Origin of the sequence: Pedobacter sp. BG31, from assembly GCF_042464845.1 — a bacterium.
Lineage (GTDB): Bacteria > Bacteroidota > Bacteroidia > Sphingobacteriales > Sphingobacteriaceae > Pedobacter > Pedobacter suwonensis.
In genome coordinates this window covers 112,053-126,658 of record NZ_JBHNZK010000013.1, presented here as the reverse complement: position 1 = coordinate 126,658, position 14,606 = coordinate 112,053, and the positions used below count along the sequence as shown (strand labels likewise).

Below are 14,606 nucleotides of genomic sequence, written 5' to 3'. Positions count from 1 at the left end.
CGTCGGCTGAAAAAGCCTTCTCGCAATGACGATACTTAACTATCTGTCAACTAGCATTAAGGCTGCCCATTTCCTCCTGCAGCACCATATATTTGTCCGGTAGAAAAACTGGCATCATTTGCAGCGAGCTGAACATAAATCGACGCCAGTTCGGCAGGTTGGCCGGGCCTGCCCAGCGCAGTATCTTTACCAAATTCTTTAAGTTTTTCAGGGGTTGAACCACCTCCCATTTGTAATGGCGTCCATATCGGGCCAGGTGCAACGCCATTTACCCGGATACCCTTAGGCCCAAGTTGTTTGGCAAGGGATTTTACGAAATTTGTGGTAGCGGCCTTTGTTTGTGCATAATCGTAAAGATCAGGTGATGGGTCAGTTGCCTGTACAGACGTGGTTCCAATAATGGATGAGCCTGGTTTTAGATGTGGCAAGGCTGCTTTAATAATCCAGAATGGCGCATATATATTGGTTTTAATGGTCCAGTCAAACTGCTCACTGGTTAAATCAGCAAGCGAAGGCGTGCTTTGTTGTCTTGCGGCATTACTGATCAGGATATCAAGTCCGCCCAGCTGACTTACGGCGGTATCGACTAGCTTTTTGCAAAAGGCTTCATCTCTGATGTCGCCAGGAATGGCAACTGCCTTACGGCCAGCCTTTTTAATCAGTTCAACAACTTCTCTAGCATCAGGTTCCTCTTGTGGCAGATAATTGATCGCCACATCTGCGCCTTCCCTGGCATAGGCAATGGCTGCGGCTCTCCCCATGCCAGAATCGCCACCGGTAATCAGTGCTTTTCTACCCATCAGTCTTCCCGAACCTTTATAACTGGTTTCGCCATGATCTGGCCTTGGCTCCATTTTGCTGGCTAAGGCCGGCCAAGGCTGATTTTGATGGTTAAAAGGTGGTCGCGGATACTTGGTTGTAGGATCTTCGAGCGCGGCAAGTGGCGAATAATAGGTTTGGTCTACTGTTGCTGCAGTTAGTGTTGGGGCAATGGCCATACTGGCCAACCCGAGGCCTAGGCCTTCGAGCGCCTCACGTCGTGTAAAAATTTTTTTTCCTTCCATAATGATGTTTTTAATAGGTATAGATATAACCAGATAAAATTTTAGAAGGTTTGGCTTTTTTGAACATTGATAAACGAGCCTGTTATGTCCAAAACTTTTAGGCCGTTCTGAGTGTTTTTTGCTAAAGTGCTTCAATGGAAATAGATATACGAAAGAGAAAAATAGGATTAAATTTTAATGAATACGGGGTAGCCGAAATTTGGCTCTGGGCGCCGTTGGCAGCACAGGTTTCTATTTTAACAGAGGCGCGAGAACTAACTTTAGCGCTGTTTGATGAAGGCTATGGTTACTGGCATTTGCGAACAGACCAGATTAGCAAGCACGATAAATATCGCTTTAAAATAACGCCTTTAACCGGTGGAGAGGCCCTTGAACGCGCAGACCCAGCTTCTTTATTTCAGGAAGAAGGACCAAGCGGACCATCAACCGCATTTGATGTAAATGCTTTTAGCTGGACGGATGCCGACTGGAAGGGAGTAGCTTTAAACGATCTGGTAATCTATGAACTCCACACCGGTACTTTTACATCAAAAGGAGATTTCGATGCGATCGAAACCAAACTTGATTATCTCATCGAACTTGGTATTACAGCGATAGAAATTATGCCGGTAGCACAATTTTCGGGCAACAGAAACTGGGGCTACGATGGCGTATTTCCATTTGCCGTGCAAAATACTTATGGTGGGCCGTCATCGTTACAGCACCTGGTTAATGCCTGCCATGCTAAAGGTTTGGCCGTTATTTTAGATGTCGTTTATAACCATGTAGGGCCTGAAGGGAATTATTTTTCCGATTTTGGCGAATATTTTACTGATAAATACCATACGCCATGGGGCAAGGCTATTAATTTTGACGATGCAGGCTGTGATGCCGTGCGAAGTTTTTTTATCGAAAATGCCTTGATGTGGTTCAGGGATTTTCATATCGACGCCCTGAGGCTGGATGCCGTACACGCTATTAAAGATTTTAGTCCTGCACACATCCTATCAGATATTAAAGCGCATACCGATAAACTTTCTGAGATTAGCGGCAGGCCTTACCAATTAATTGTTGAGCTTGATTTAAATGACGAACGCTATATCCGGTCTCAAAGCGAATATGGTTATGGTATGGATGCCCAATGGGTGGATGAATTTCACCACGCGCTTCGGGTTTGTACCGGGCAAGCCAGAGAAGGCTATTATTCTGATTTCAATGGCGTATCAGATCTGGCCAAATCCTACAAGGATGCTTATGTGTATACCGGCCAGTACTCGCCACATCGGCAAAGAAATTTTGGAATGCCATTACAACAATCCTCTGGTGCTAAGTTTATTGTGTTTTCGCAAAACCACGATCAGGTGGGCAACCGTATGCTGGGCGAGAGAAGCAGCAACCTGGTTAGTTTTGAAATGTTGAAGGTAATGGCAGGAGCAGTTTTTTGCAGTCCGTTTTTACCATTAGTATTTATGGGCGAAGAATGGGCAGAAACCAATCCTTTCCAGTTTTTTGTAAGCCATAGCGATGAGGAACTGATTGAAGCCGTAAGAAAGGGAAGAAAAGCAGAATTTGCAGATTTCCATACTCATGGTGAAACACCCGATCCACAGGCAGAGGCTACTTTTGAACGCTCCAAGCTCAATTGGGCGAAAATTGGAGAACCGAGACACAAGACCATGCTCCATTATTATCAAACTTTAATTGCCTTGCGGAAACAAAATCCTGTACTTGCCAACCTTGACCGGGAAAATGTACAGACAGAAAGTTTTCCAGAAAAAAACTGTCTCTTATTAAAGCGCTGGAAAGCTAACGGAGAAATTTTAGTCGGCTTTAATTTTTCCAAACAGATGCAAGCCTTATCCATTGACCCCGCATTTCAACATGCCTCGGTGTTATTAGATTCTTCGTTAACACAGTGGAACGGCCCAAACCCCGAATCAAACCCTATAATGGCTGAAGGCCAGCTTAATTTATTTCCCGAATCGATTCTTATTCTTTACAAAGCAGATGCATAAACCAACTTCTACCTATCGGATCCAGTTTCATAAAAACTTTAACCTCAAATCGCTTGATCAAATTATTCCCTATCTAACAGCATTAGGGGTCGGGACTTTGTACGCTTCTCCAATTTTTGAGGCTATGCCAGGAAGTACGCACGGCTATGATGTGGTAAATCCACTGAAGATAAATCCCGAGATCGGTACAGAGGCAGAGTTGATCAGGATTTCAAAAAAGTTAAAGGCCGCCGGCATCAGCTGGCTTCAGGATATTGTGCCCAACCATATGGCTTACCATCCGGATAACGCCTGGTTAATGGACGTGTTGCAAAAAGGAAAAGACTCAGATTTTGCAAGCTTTTTTGACATTGATTTACAAAAAGGAGATGGGCGTTTGATGGTCCCTTTTCTTGGTGAAGATCTTGAAGAAGCGATTGCGACACAGAAATTAAAGTTGATGGCCATTAGGGACAAATACTACCTGAGTTACGGTGAATCCAATTGGCCGGTTAATGCAGAAACTGCAAAAACGCTTTCAACGCAAGCCCTCGGGGAAATTAATAACAATGCTGAAGCGTTGACCCAGATTGTTCAAAACCAGCATTACCGTTTATGTAATTGGCAGGAAACCAATGATAAGGTCAACTATCGCAGGTTTTTTACTGTCAATGCCTTGATCTGTCTGAATATGCAGCGTCAGGAAGCATTCGATCTTTATCACCGTTATATTTTTGAACTAATAGGTAAAGGTATTTTTCAGGGCTTGAGGATCGATCATATTGATGGACTGTACAATCCGGAAGAATATGTTCAGCGGCTCCGGAAAGCGGTAGGTAAAGACATCTACATCGTGGTAGAGAAAATTCTCGAACACGGGGAAGTGTTACCACAAACGTGGAAAGTGCAGGGGACAACTGGTTACGATTTTTTGGCAACGGTAAATAACCTTTTAACCAATAAAGCGGCAGAAAAGCCTTTTAATAAGCTTTATCAGGAGGTGACAGGCAAAAAGCTCGATCCCGCTAAGCTGATTTATGAGAAAAAAAGCAATATCTTGTTTAAGCACATGCAAGGCGAACTGGATAATTTATTTGAAAGTTTCCTGGGGCTTGAACTGGCTGATTTTTCAACCATCAAGAAAGCCGATCTTAAAAGGGCACTTGCCGAAATGCTGATTGCCATGCCGGTGTACCGGTATTATAATTATCGCTTCCCATTGGCACAGGCTGAAGCACATTGTGTTCAAAACTTGCTTAAACCCATTCTTGAGCACAAAAAACTGGCTAAAGCAGGAGAATTTTTGCACCAGGTATTTTTAGAAATCCCGGGAAAGAAAAACACGGCTTACAACCAAAAACTGAGTCATTTTTTCCAGCGTTGCATGCAGTTCACCGGGCCGCTTATGGCGAAGGGGGTAGAAGACACCGCCATGTTTACCTACAACCGGTTTATAGGCCATGCAGAAGTGGGTGACGCACCGGATGCTTTTGGTATGACGGTGAATGAATTTCATGATGAAATGCATAAACGACAGCAGGAGTGGCCATTTGCCATGAATGGAAGTTCCACCCACGACACCAAAAAAGGGGAGGATGTAAGGGCGAGATTAAATGTGCTTACCGATCTGCCTGGTGAGTGGACCCTGCTGGTGCAACAGTTGAAAAAAACTTTTGCTGCCTTAAAAAAAGAGCATGACGCTTTTGAACAGTTACATGATAATGATATTTATTTAGTCCTGCAGACCATTATTGGTGCTTTGCCCTTTCATGAAGATGATGACCCTGACATCGAAAACCGTTTGGCCGAATTTATTGTAAAAGCATTAAGAGAATCGAAAAAGCGGTCAGACTGGGCAAATCCGGATGAAAATTATGAAGATAAACTCACCGAATTTTCGCAGCTGATATTAACTGAACCGCAGGAGAGCAATAATTTAATCAGAAATTTTATAAAACGAATCGCTGATTTTGCAGTTGTTAACAGCTTAGCGCAACTCACCTTGAAATTTACCTGCCCTGGTATCCCTGATGTTTACCAGGGAACGGAATTATGGGATCTAAGTCTGGTAGACCCTGATAACAGAAGACCTGTTGACTATGAAACCAGGGCCAGTGTGCTGGCAGAGTTTGATCATCCTGTGAATTTTAAAAACCTTTTGGAAGAAAGATTTTCAGGAAAGATAAAAATGTGGCTAACCAAAACTTTGCTGGAGATCAGAAAAGCCGAGGCCGATGTTTTTGAACGTGGAGCTTATATTCCTTTGGAGGTTCAGGGTAAGTATAGTCAACATATTTGTGCGTTTGCCAGACAATATAAAGCGCAATGGTTAATTACGGTAGTTCCTTTAGGTTTTGCTAAGTGTTGTGGTGATCAAAATGTGGAAGCCGATAGTTTTGACTGGGAAGATACAGCGGTATTGCTGCCAAACGGGGCTCCATTGGGTTGGCAAAACCTGCTTACAGGAAAAAAAGAATATAAAGATCCGTTACATCAGGGTATTCAGGTCAGCCAGTTGTTTAACCAGGTTCCATTGGCGTTGATAAAGTTAATTCCTGAAAATAATCAGCGTGCTGCAGGTGTGCTGATGCACATCAGTGCTTTGCCATCCCGTTTTGGTATTGGCGATTTAGGCCCCGGTGCACATCAGTTTGTAGATTTTCTTGCAGCATCACGACAACGCTACTGGCAGGTCTTACCGCTTAACCCAACCAAAAAAGAAACCGGCTATTCTCCCTATTCAAGCAGTTCTTCAATGGCCGGAAATACGATGCTCATCAGTCCCGAAAGCTTAGTTGAACAAGCGCTTTTAAGCGAAAGTGACCTGAATGATTACGTATTACCAGAAACAGAACAAGTGGAGTTTGAAAAAACTGAAAAAATAAAACAGCAGGTATTAGATAGGGCTTACCAACGGTTTAAAACTAAAGGGGATAAAGATCTGGTAAGTGAATTCAGGCTGTTTTGCAAAACCGAACAAAGCTGGTTAGTTGATTTCGCTGTTTATACTTGCATAAAGCAGCATTTTAAGGGTAAAGAATGGTTTAACTGGTCAGAAAAGTATAAATTAAAAGATCCAAAAACCATCGCTGATTTCGAAAAAAGCAATCAGGACGAAATCGAAGAAATAAAGTGGAAGCAGTTTATTTTTTATCGCCAGTGGTACAGTTTAAAGGAATACGCAAATGCAAAAGGTGTGAGCCTGATCGGCGATCTTCCATTCTATCTTGATTATGATTCGGTTGAAGTATGGGCGCAGCGAGAAAATTTCCTGCTGGATAAAAACGGCATTATGACTGTGGTGGCTGGTGTTCCTCCCGATTATTTTAACGAAAAGGGCCAGCTTTGGGGTATGCCTATATACAATTGGGAAAAGATGAAAGCCGAAGGTTTTACCTGGTGGGAAAACCGGTTAAGGAAAAATCAGCAATTGTTTAACCTCCTCCGTTTAGATCATTTTAGGGCCTTTTCTACTTATTGGGAGGTTGTAGCCGGTAATGAAGACGCTGTTGATGGTGTATGGAAAACGGGAGTTGGTGACTCATTTTTTAAAACAATAGAAAAAAAATTAGGTAAACTTTCCTTTATTGCCGAGGATCTGGGTGAAATTTCAGAAGATGTGGAACATTTGAGACGACAATTTCAATTGCCTGGAATGAAGGTGTTGCAATTTGCATTTGGCGAAGATATAGCCGGATCGGTACATATTCCACATCAGTTTGGCTCAGCAAATTACATTGCTTATACCGGAACACATGATAATAATACCACTTTGGGCTGGTTTAAAAACGAAACCGATATAGACCTTAAACAGCGCTTATCCAGATATGTTGGAACAGCGGTTAACGAAAATAATGTTAATGCCATATTGATCAGGCTATGTTATGCTTCAATTGCCAAAATGGCCATCATCCCCATGCAGGATATTTTACAATTAGACGAAACGGCGCGGATGAACATACCCGGCAAGGCATCAGGAAACTGGGCATGGAGGGCAGACAACAATTTTATAACGGAAGAAACAATAAACTGGTTGAAAGCAGAAACGGAATTTTACGGACGTTAGGCATCCCGAAACGGCATATCAGTTTAATTTCCGGAAGATAAAAATAATGTATTGTATTATTAGTGCAAAAAGGGTGCAGATATGAAGTTTCAAAAGAAAATTAGTGAAAATTTAAAAAAAATCTTTGGATAATGAAACCTGGCATTTGACGAATATTCTGCCAAATATAAAAATAGCATAAGTTTCTTCTTAGAATAAGATAAATGTCATTAGAATGGCCGTTTTTTAAATATATTATCAATTTTAAATGGCATCTAAATTAATAATTATATATTTGCAGCCTTGAAAGTAAGCAATGTCTAATCCTCTTAATCAGAGGTTTAAACATTACTGCTGACCGAGCCGTAGGAATAAGGCTTTTTTAATTTTTTGAAGACAACCTAAACAACCTGAATGCTTAATTTAGTTCTCTTTGGCCCTCCAGGGGCGGGTAAAGGCACCCAATCTGAAAAGCTGATTGCAAAATATCAGCTGGTACACGTTTCAACAGGCGATCTTTTTAGGGCACATGTTAAAGGAGAAACCGAACTTGGAAAAAAAGTGAGTCAACTGTTGGCTGACGGGGAACTGGTTCCTGACGCCATTACCATTGCCATGCTTGAAGAAGAGGTAGATAAAAATCCTGATGCCAAAGGATTTGTATTTGATGGATTTCCACGCACCGTTCCGCAGGCAAAGGAACTTGATTTATTTTTAGAGCGCAAAGGCAGTAAAATTGCCGGCGTTATTGCTTTAGATGTTGATCAAAACGAACTTACCAAACGTATTGCCGAGCGCCATAAAATTAGCGGCCGTCCGGATGACGATGCAGAAAAACTGAAAAAAAGGATTTCGGAATACTTTGATAAAACCATTCATGTATTACCTTATTACGAAGCACAGGGAAAACTGAATAAAGTAAACGGGATTGGTGAAATTGAAACCATTTATAAAGATCTTTGCGCAGTAATTGATCAGTATAAAGTTTAACTGATCATTAAGCTTTAGGTATTAAATACCAGTTAATTGGTGCCAGATAAAATGTATCAAGGTTAATTTTAGTACCTGATATCATCTTAAAACATACAGAGAGTTATAATGTTAAAAACGTTATAACTCTTTAATTTTAATGGAATTGTTATATAAACTTTCCGTAGTTAACATTACAAGAATAAAATATGTCACAGGGTTCAAATTTCGTAGATTATGTAAAAATTTGTTGCCGTTCTGGTAAGGGGGGTGCAGGTTCGGCACATTTACATCGTGATATTTTAACGTCAATGGGTGGTCCTGATGGTGGTGATGGCGGTCGCGGTGGCCACATTATCGTTAAAGGCAGTATCCATATCTGGACATTATTACACCTTAAATATCGCAAACATATTATCGCTGAAGATGGCGGAGCGGGCGGTAGTTCGCATAAATCTGGGAAACAGGGTAAGGATGAAATATTAGAGGTTCCCTTGGGTACCATTGCCAAAGATGCGGAAACCGGAGAGGTGCTTTTCGAAATTACCAAAGATGGTGAAACCCGGATTTTAACAGCTGGCGGCCGTGGAGGTTTGGGCAATGCACATTTTAAAAATGCTGTTCAGCAAACACCTCGCTTTGCGCAACCGGGCGAGCAGGGCCAGGAGGTATGGAATATTTTAGAGTTAAAAGTTTTAGCCGATGTGGGGCTTGTCGGCTTCCCAAATGCAGGTAAATCTACGTTACTTTCGGTGGTTTCTGCGGCTAAACCAGAAATAGCCGACTATCCTTTTACCACCATCGTACCTAATCTGGGTATAGTAAGTTACAGAGGTGGGAAATCTTTTGTAATGGCCGATATTCCCGGTATTATCGAAGGTGCATCAAAAGGTAAGGGTTTGGGGTACCGCTTCTTGCGTCATATCGAGCGTAATTCGGTGTTGTTATTTATGGTTCCGGCTGATACCAGCCGTTCAATTAAGGAAGAATACGCTATACTTAAAAGCGAGTTAGAATCGTATAATCCTGAATTAATGCAAAAACCCCACGTTTTAGCCATTACCAAATCAGATATGCTTGATGAAGAACTGATGGAAGAAATGAAACAGGATTTGCCTAATATTCCTTCCATATTTATCTCATCAGTAGCCGAAAAAAATATTTTAGAACTCAAAGATATGCTTTGGAAAGCAATTGAAGGGTGATTACCGTCAAAATTGTCTTGCTAATTCAATAGCCTTTCAGCTAACATGTTTTACTTTGCGGGTACTACAGGTTATTAAATCAAGAACCTGCTTCTAACGTCTGCTGTAGGTACCATACAATGATCGGCTTGACCGAATAAAGCATAACGGTTACGAGCGAATTTTTGATACAACCGGTTTCGTATACAACCTGGTACCAGATAAGCCACATTTATGATTGGCGACCACCAGGTGCCCAGGTTTTTCAAGATGTGTAAAACAGCCTCAGATTTGCTAAAAAACCGGTTGCCGCTGATGACGATAATGCTATCAAATTTGTTAAAATTAACCAGGTGTTGCTGGCTAAGTTTCAATGCAGTCTCACCGTCTAATGGAGCGAACAGAAACCTGTTTACCCGGTCATGCCTGATGGTGTAATTGATATAACTGTTGCAGAAATTGCAAACACCGTCAAACAGGATAATGTCTTTCTGCGTATTTAAAAAAGATGCCATGACATTTGGTGATTAACAAAATAGATTGCCGGGTAGGTAGCCATGAAAGCCCAAAAAAATGAATTTAGTCCCATAATTACCGCAGTAAAAAAATGAAATATAAATCCCCATATCAGGAATATAAGGGCAAACTCCCAGGGTAAAAATAAACAGAGTGGAAATATGCTTTCCATAATGATTACGTTCCAGCATAAAAAGCGATTTGCTGCGGGATATTTTTTTAGAAAGCCTGTCGCTTTTTTTGAGCCATAGGTTTTAGTAGAGAAAACATCCCTTATAGCCGTTCCCGAGCGCCACTCAGCAGATACGAGTTTGGCAATACCAGCCACCGCGTAAGATAGACAAGCTTGTAGGGCAATAAACCACAATCCAATTTCTCTTAATTTACTGCTGGCTAAAACCGGCAAATTACACATAATCAAGGTAATAATAATGAGCATGCTCATCTGGTCGGAGCCATCGCTACCATAATAGGTGGCTAACGATGAAATCAATAAACTTGCACCCAATAAACTGATCAATGCCCAACCGATTGAGCTTTGTAGCGGAAAGAAAAACAATCCAATGATAAGTAGGCACCTGATGGAGAAAAGGACAGTAAGGCCTGATGCGCTAAACAATTTAAAAAAAGGTTTTAAAAACGATCTTTGATCGTGTTTGGTCCATTTTAACTGCATTACATTCCAGGATAGCAGTCCGTTTGGAGAAAAGATCTGCACTTTTTTGAGGTACTCGAGTGTAGAAATCAATAAGCCCACACTTAATATGAGGAGTACAGTTTGAGATATATCGTTAAATAAAATCATGATAAGTTTATATTTGGTGAAAAACAGATAATAAAATTAATCCCGGTTCCGTTTCTTTTTGATAACCTGATGACTCGGCCAGCATAAACTGACGGTAACAGTTTTGCGATTTCTTTTTATATTGACTAACCGCATGTAACACGATGATATAAGGGGTAGAAAACATAAGTAAATTAAGGTTGCCTGTTCGCTCGCGGTAGGAGGGGATACTGGCTACAAGGCTCTGCACAACGTCAGATAAGATTTTTTTGTCCCTTTTTTCAGGGTTCCACAACCATGACCAAAACGTACGTTCTTCGGTAATTTCCAATTCCTGCCATTCGCTGTAATCAGCTTCTGTCACCTTGTCTCTAAATAAGAGGTGGTAATCTCTTTTGCCGGGGTGGGGGGCAAAAAATGTCCATAATGGGATGAGATTGAAAAGATCTATTTTATACCTGATGAACCAGGATATCTTCGTTTCCTTGAATTGGCATAATACGGTTGCTATAAACCAGCAGGCCAGGAAAGCAGTTATTGTCGTTTCATAAATAACTGTAGGATCTAATTTCTGTATCATAACATCAAATAGGTTAGAAAAAAGGAGAGCACGTATGCATGCCCTCCCTTAATTGTTAATTGAATTTTTTGCGAAGTTCGATCAGTTTTTCTAACGATAAACCGTTATCGGCTTCTTTAGCTAGACTGCTGATTTCTTCTTCGTTCAAAGAACTTGCAGCGCCAATTGCTTCTGCAACCTGTGTAACTACTGGTGTAGCTTTCACAGTTACTTTAACTGCCTTTACAGCAGTACGTGCAATTGCAGCAATAAAAAGTGGTGCTGCTGAATTTGATTCAACAATTTCATTGTCGCCTTTCAAGTCGGCGATTAAGGCATCTAGAACTGCTAATTCTGCCTTGGTTAAGCTTGACTTTGCCATTTTGTTTCTTTTTGAGGTAAATAATTAATGATTAGTGTGCTTTGGTTTTGAAGCTTCGTTTGCACAATATAAATGTCGGCACACCAACGTTTCCGCAGTAGTGTGAAAATACCTATTTGAAAAGTAGCGTATTTATACGCAGTTTTGGAAAGTCAAAGGCATGATTTTAACATCAAAAATTCTGAAAAAGTATTTGAAGTACAGTATGTTATGTCGGATTTGGATAGCAGAACCGCATAGCTATCTAGCTGACAACAAAAGAGAAGAGTTATTCTACTACACCGTTTTTAATGGCAAACATCACCAGGCCTGCGGTGTTTCGAACACCAGTTTTCTCGATTATACGCATTCTAATGCCTTCAACTGACCGCGGACTTAGAAAAAGTTCATTACCGATTTCGGCAGCTGTTTTCTCGTTGCAGATCATCTTTAATACATCCAATTCACGTTCAGAGAATGCTATTGTCTGGTTCAGCGAAGGCTTGATCGGACCTTTAAAAGTAAGTTTTTTAAGAAGTGCCTTCGTTACAAGATCATTAAAATAATAGTCACTTTCATATATTGAATAAATGGCTTTTCTAATTTCTTTTGGGTCTGCATTTTTCAGTAGGTAGCCATTGGCGCCGTTCTCCATCAGGTGTATAATGAATTTGACGTCATCATACATTGTTAAAACCAGTATCCTAATATCATTAGCATATTTTTTACGGATCAACTTCATGGCCTCTATACCATCTATTAAAGGCATTTTGATATCCATTACAATCACATCGGGTTGTAATTGCTCAAGTTTTTGCATAAGTTCCTGTCCATCTGAAGCCTCAAATAGTACTTCCAGATTTTTATCGCGGTTAAAGCCAACCTTTAATCCGTCTCTAAAAATACTGTAATCATCTGCTATTGCTATTCTGATTTTTAGCATCTCTATTTATAAATTACACATAAAATTAACAATCTTAGATAAGAAATGTATGCATTTAATGAATTTTAATACTATATATTTGTATTATTAATTTAAATTCAGATTTTAATCAGGGTTGATCTATTTGGTCGACAGGTATTTTAATTTCGATCAGATAATCGTCAAGATGATGTGAAAATTGAAGTTCTGCCTTGAGCAGGATTATTCTGTTCTGGATATTTTTAAGCCCTAATCCATTTTTAATGAAACGTAATCCCTGATATTGTTGATGTGTAAGTCCATCGCCATTGTGTGATATATGAAATACCAGGTTATTGCCGATATGGTATGACTGTATGTGGATGTGCTTAGCCCTGGCATGTTTAATGATGTTATGAACCAGTTCTTGTACTATTCTGTAAATACTGATATTTTTATGGCTTGCCTTTGTACTATATTTGTCGGTTAAATTTAAATCGATTTTAATGATATTATTATGGCTGATGTTTCCACAAAAATGAGAAATAGCCTCTTTTAATCCGAGTTCTTGCAAAATGCTGGAATGAAGATTGTGAGAAATGCTCCTGATTTTATGGATACCTTCATCCAGTAAACTTTTACCTTTATGGTACATTTCCTTGCTAATATCGTCACAATCATTAATATTAATCCCATAAAAATGAAGGCTTGATGATCCGAGGATAGCCCCAACTTCATCATGTAATTCTTCGGCTATGCGGTGCCGCTCTATTTCTTCACTTCTTACAGCCGCTTCTATCAGCTTATTTTTCTGGTCATTCTGTAATGCTTGTAAATTAAGCCCGTACTGGATCTTTTTGCGCTGCATAAAGATAAAAATAAGTAACAAGCTTATAAATAACATCAGCATTGCAGCAATACCCACCATTAACATCAATATGATTTTATTGTTTTCCTGATTCATAAAATCCTTTGGCTATAAACAAATTGAAAATAATGTATGAGATGTTATGCAGGCTCCACAGGTTAATAGCAAAATTTTGAAAATGTATAGTGAGTTCGTTGTAAAGGAGGAAAATGAAGAAATTTAATGCAACAAAGATTCCCAGGCCTGTAATGATCCAGAAACTACTATTGGTAACCTTGATGGTAACATTCTTTTTTATTTCGAATAAATAGTATTGGATCACATAAAACAAGAGTAAAATGGCTTCAGTAGAGAGTAAACGGCTGCTCAGTTTCCAGTAATCAAAAAAGTTTTCGAAAAAGATGAAATTAACGATTAAAAATAAGGTAAAACAGACAGGGATGGCTCTTTTAAGCGTAACTATAAAAGGCTGATCCAAACAGATAAAGAAAGCACTAAAAAGATAAAATCGAACGATGGAATGTATATTGTACAAAAAATTATTCGACTTAAAGGCAACAGGTAGTATGTTTCTGAATTTCCAGATAAAATCAATCGAAAGATTTATAGCCAATGCCATCCATATATAAAAAACAACCAGTTTAAGATGACTTGGTTGTTTTTTATATAATAGTATAAATAAAGGGATAAACAGTGCCCACACTTCAGACCAATCTATAATGTATTGGAATAACTTAAGCATCTGATAATAAGTTAAAAGTCGCTTATAGTAGCCGGTGGTGATGGGTTGGTAAAAATTGGGTTGGCGTTGATTTCCCGGAATAGCTCTACATCTCCTATATCAACCCGTTTAAAGGACTTAATGCTGTAAAAAACATTTCCACGGTTAACGTTTGGAATAAATACAAGATAATCTGGCTTATCACCGTTCACATCCGGTGTGTTGATCAGAGATAGGATATTGGTGAGCGATATAATATTATTGCTCATCATAATCGGTCCGCTTAAACTCAAAGCATTATTGTTGTAAACTTCAAGGTGATCAAAATAACTGCTGTACTGGTTACTCGAGGCCATATACCCATAAGCGATAAGCTTTAACGGCTTATCCGGCTGATCTGTTTCCGGAAAGAGATAACAGAATACAAATTGATCAATACCCGGCGAATGCTGGATCATTGTTTGGATAGCGCTAGTTTCGTACTTTAACCAGTAAAATTTTTGGGTTTGTTTTTCTTTTGTGAGCATTTCGTTTATAGATTTAATACAATAAATATATACAAATTTAGTATATTAAAAAATGCATGTAAGTAAAATTAAAATACTTTTTCGTATGGTTAATTAGATATGCTTACATATCGATTTTCATAATTAGGGTGAGT

Annotated in this window: 13 protein-coding genes; 4 read left to right on the top strand and 9 right to left on the bottom strand. The window is 39.7% G+C overall.

The window, feature by feature from the left end; genetic code table 11:
- Positions 1 to 56: 56 nt before the first annotated feature.
- Positions 57 to 1,064 carry an SDR family oxidoreductase gene (locus ACFE6N_RS15915; RefSeq protein ID WP_378938028.1) on the bottom strand — a complete coding sequence of 336 codons (1,008 nt, stop codon included), beginning with the start codon at positions 1,062 to 1,064 and terminating at the stop codon, positions 57 to 59.
- Positions 1,065 to 1,198: 134 nt separating this feature from the next.
- On the opposite strand from ACFE6N_RS15915, the gene treZ reads away from it, so the two are divergent.
- From treZ to obgE, 4 genes are all read left to right on the top strand, one after another.
- Complete coding sequence (gene treZ, locus ACFE6N_RS15910) at positions 1,199 to 3,058, top strand: malto-oligosyltrehalose trehalohydrolase (protein WP_378938026.1); 1,860 nt, start codon at positions 1,199 to 1,201, stop codon at positions 3,056 to 3,058.
- Positions 3,051 to 7,103, top strand: coding sequence for a malto-oligosyltrehalose synthase (treY, locus tag ACFE6N_RS15905; RefSeq protein WP_378938024.1), 4,053 nt, complete (start codon positions 3,051 to 3,053; stop codon positions 7,101 to 7,103). Before treZ ends, treY begins: the two co-directional genes overlap by 8 nt.
- A gap of 393 nt (positions 7,104 to 7,496) precedes the next feature.
- Positions 7,497 to 8,072, top strand: coding sequence for an adenylate kinase (locus tag ACFE6N_RS15900; protein ID WP_090984795.1), 576 nt, complete (start codon positions 7,497 to 7,499; stop codon positions 8,070 to 8,072).
- A gap of 188 nt (positions 8,073 to 8,260) precedes the next feature.
- Entirely contained in the window at positions 8,261 to 9,256 is a 996-nt protein-coding gene (gene obgE / locus ACFE6N_RS15895) for a GTPase ObgE (RefSeq protein WP_090984793.1), read from the top strand.
- Between the two features lie 74 nt (positions 9,257 to 9,330).
- Here the strand turns inward: obgE and ACFE6N_RS15890 are convergent, their stop codons facing one another.
- The 8 genes from ACFE6N_RS15890 to ACFE6N_RS15855 form a co-directional block, all read right to left on the bottom strand.
- A complete protein-coding gene (locus ACFE6N_RS15890) occupies positions 9,331 to 9,750 on the bottom strand; it encodes a thiol-disulfide oxidoreductase DCC family protein (protein ID WP_378938021.1) in 420 nt (139 codons plus the stop codon).
- Entirely contained in the window at positions 9,735 to 10,556 is an 822-nt protein-coding gene (locus ACFE6N_RS15885) for a hypothetical protein (RefSeq protein ID WP_378938019.1), read from the bottom strand. Before ACFE6N_RS15885 ends, ACFE6N_RS15890 begins: the two co-directional genes overlap by 16 nt.
- A 7-nt stretch (positions 10,557 to 10,563) precedes the next feature.
- A complete protein-coding gene (locus tag ACFE6N_RS15880; RefSeq protein WP_378938017.1) occupies positions 10,564 to 11,115 on the bottom strand; it encodes a hypothetical protein in 552 nt (183 codons plus the stop codon).
- Between the two features lie 55 nt (positions 11,116 to 11,170).
- Entirely contained in the window at positions 11,171 to 11,476 is a 306-nt protein-coding gene (locus ACFE6N_RS15875; protein WP_090984785.1) for a hypothetical protein, read from the bottom strand.
- A 268-nt stretch (positions 11,477 to 11,744) separates the two neighbouring features.
- The gene (locus ACFE6N_RS15870) at positions 11,745 to 12,398 is read right to left on the bottom strand and encodes a response regulator (RefSeq protein ID WP_378938015.1); all 654 of its coding nucleotides are present in this window, start codon (positions 12,396 to 12,398) and stop codon (positions 11,745 to 11,747) included.
- A 109-nt stretch (positions 12,399 to 12,507) separates the two neighbouring features.
- Positions 12,508 to 13,320, bottom strand: coding sequence for a sensor histidine kinase (locus ACFE6N_RS15865; RefSeq protein ID WP_378938013.1), 813 nt, complete (start codon positions 13,318 to 13,320; stop codon positions 12,508 to 12,510).
- Positions 13,301 to 13,966, bottom strand: coding sequence for a hypothetical protein (locus ACFE6N_RS15860; protein WP_145860086.1), 666 nt, complete (start codon positions 13,964 to 13,966; stop codon positions 13,301 to 13,303). Before ACFE6N_RS15860 ends, ACFE6N_RS15865 begins: the two co-directional genes overlap by 20 nt.
- 11 nt (positions 13,967 to 13,977) lie before the next feature.
- On the bottom strand, positions 13,978 to 14,472 hold the full coding sequence (locus ACFE6N_RS15855; protein WP_378938011.1) for a hypothetical protein: 495 nt from the start codon (positions 14,470 to 14,472) through the stop codon (positions 13,978 to 13,980).
- Positions 14,473 to 14,606 lie beyond the last annotated feature (134 nt).

Excerpts from the sequence above, each read along its gene's own strand:
- ACFE6N_RS15915 (WP_378938028.1), bottom strand. The coding sequence starts at position 1,064 with ATGGAAGGAAAAAAAATTTTTACACGACGTGAGGCGCTCGAAGGCCTA.
- treZ (WP_378938026.1), top strand. The coding sequence starts at position 1,199 with ATGGAAATAGATATACGAAAGAGAAAAATAGGATTAAATTTTAATGAA.
- treY (WP_378938024.1), top strand. The coding sequence starts at position 3,051 with ATGCATAAACCAACTTCTACCTATCGGATCCAGTTTCATAAAAACTTT.
- ACFE6N_RS15900 (WP_090984795.1), top strand. The coding sequence starts at position 7,497 with ATGCTTAATTTAGTTCTCTTTGGCCCTCCAGGGGCGGGTAAAGGCACC.
- obgE (WP_090984793.1), top strand. The coding sequence starts at position 8,261 with ATGTCACAGGGTTCAAATTTCGTAGATTATGTAAAAATTTGTTGCCGT.
- ACFE6N_RS15890 (WP_378938021.1), bottom strand. The coding sequence starts at position 9,750 with ATGGCATCTTTTTTAAATACGCAGAAAGACATTATCCTGTTTGACGGT.
- ACFE6N_RS15885 (WP_378938019.1), bottom strand. The coding sequence starts at position 10,556 with ATGATTTTATTTAACGATATATCTCAAACTGTACTCCTCATATTAAGT.
- ACFE6N_RS15880 (WP_378938017.1), bottom strand. The coding sequence starts at position 11,115 with ATGATACAGAAATTAGATCCTACAGTTATTTATGAAACGACAATAACT.
- ACFE6N_RS15875 (WP_090984785.1), bottom strand. The coding sequence starts at position 11,476 with ATGGCAAAGTCAAGCTTAACCAAGGCAGAATTAGCAGTTCTAGATGCC.
- ACFE6N_RS15870 (WP_378938015.1), bottom strand. The coding sequence starts at position 12,398 with ATGCTAAAAATCAGAATAGCAATAGCAGATGATTACAGTATTTTTAGA.
- ACFE6N_RS15865 (WP_378938013.1), bottom strand. The coding sequence starts at position 13,320 with ATGAATCAGGAAAACAATAAAATCATATTGATGTTAATGGTGGGTATT.
- ACFE6N_RS15860 (WP_145860086.1), bottom strand. The coding sequence starts at position 13,966 with ATGCTTAAGTTATTCCAATACATTATAGATTGGTCTGAAGTGTGGGCA.
- ACFE6N_RS15855 (WP_378938011.1), bottom strand. The coding sequence starts at position 14,472 with ATGCTCACAAAAGAAAAACAAACCCAAAAATTTTACTGGTTAAAGTAC.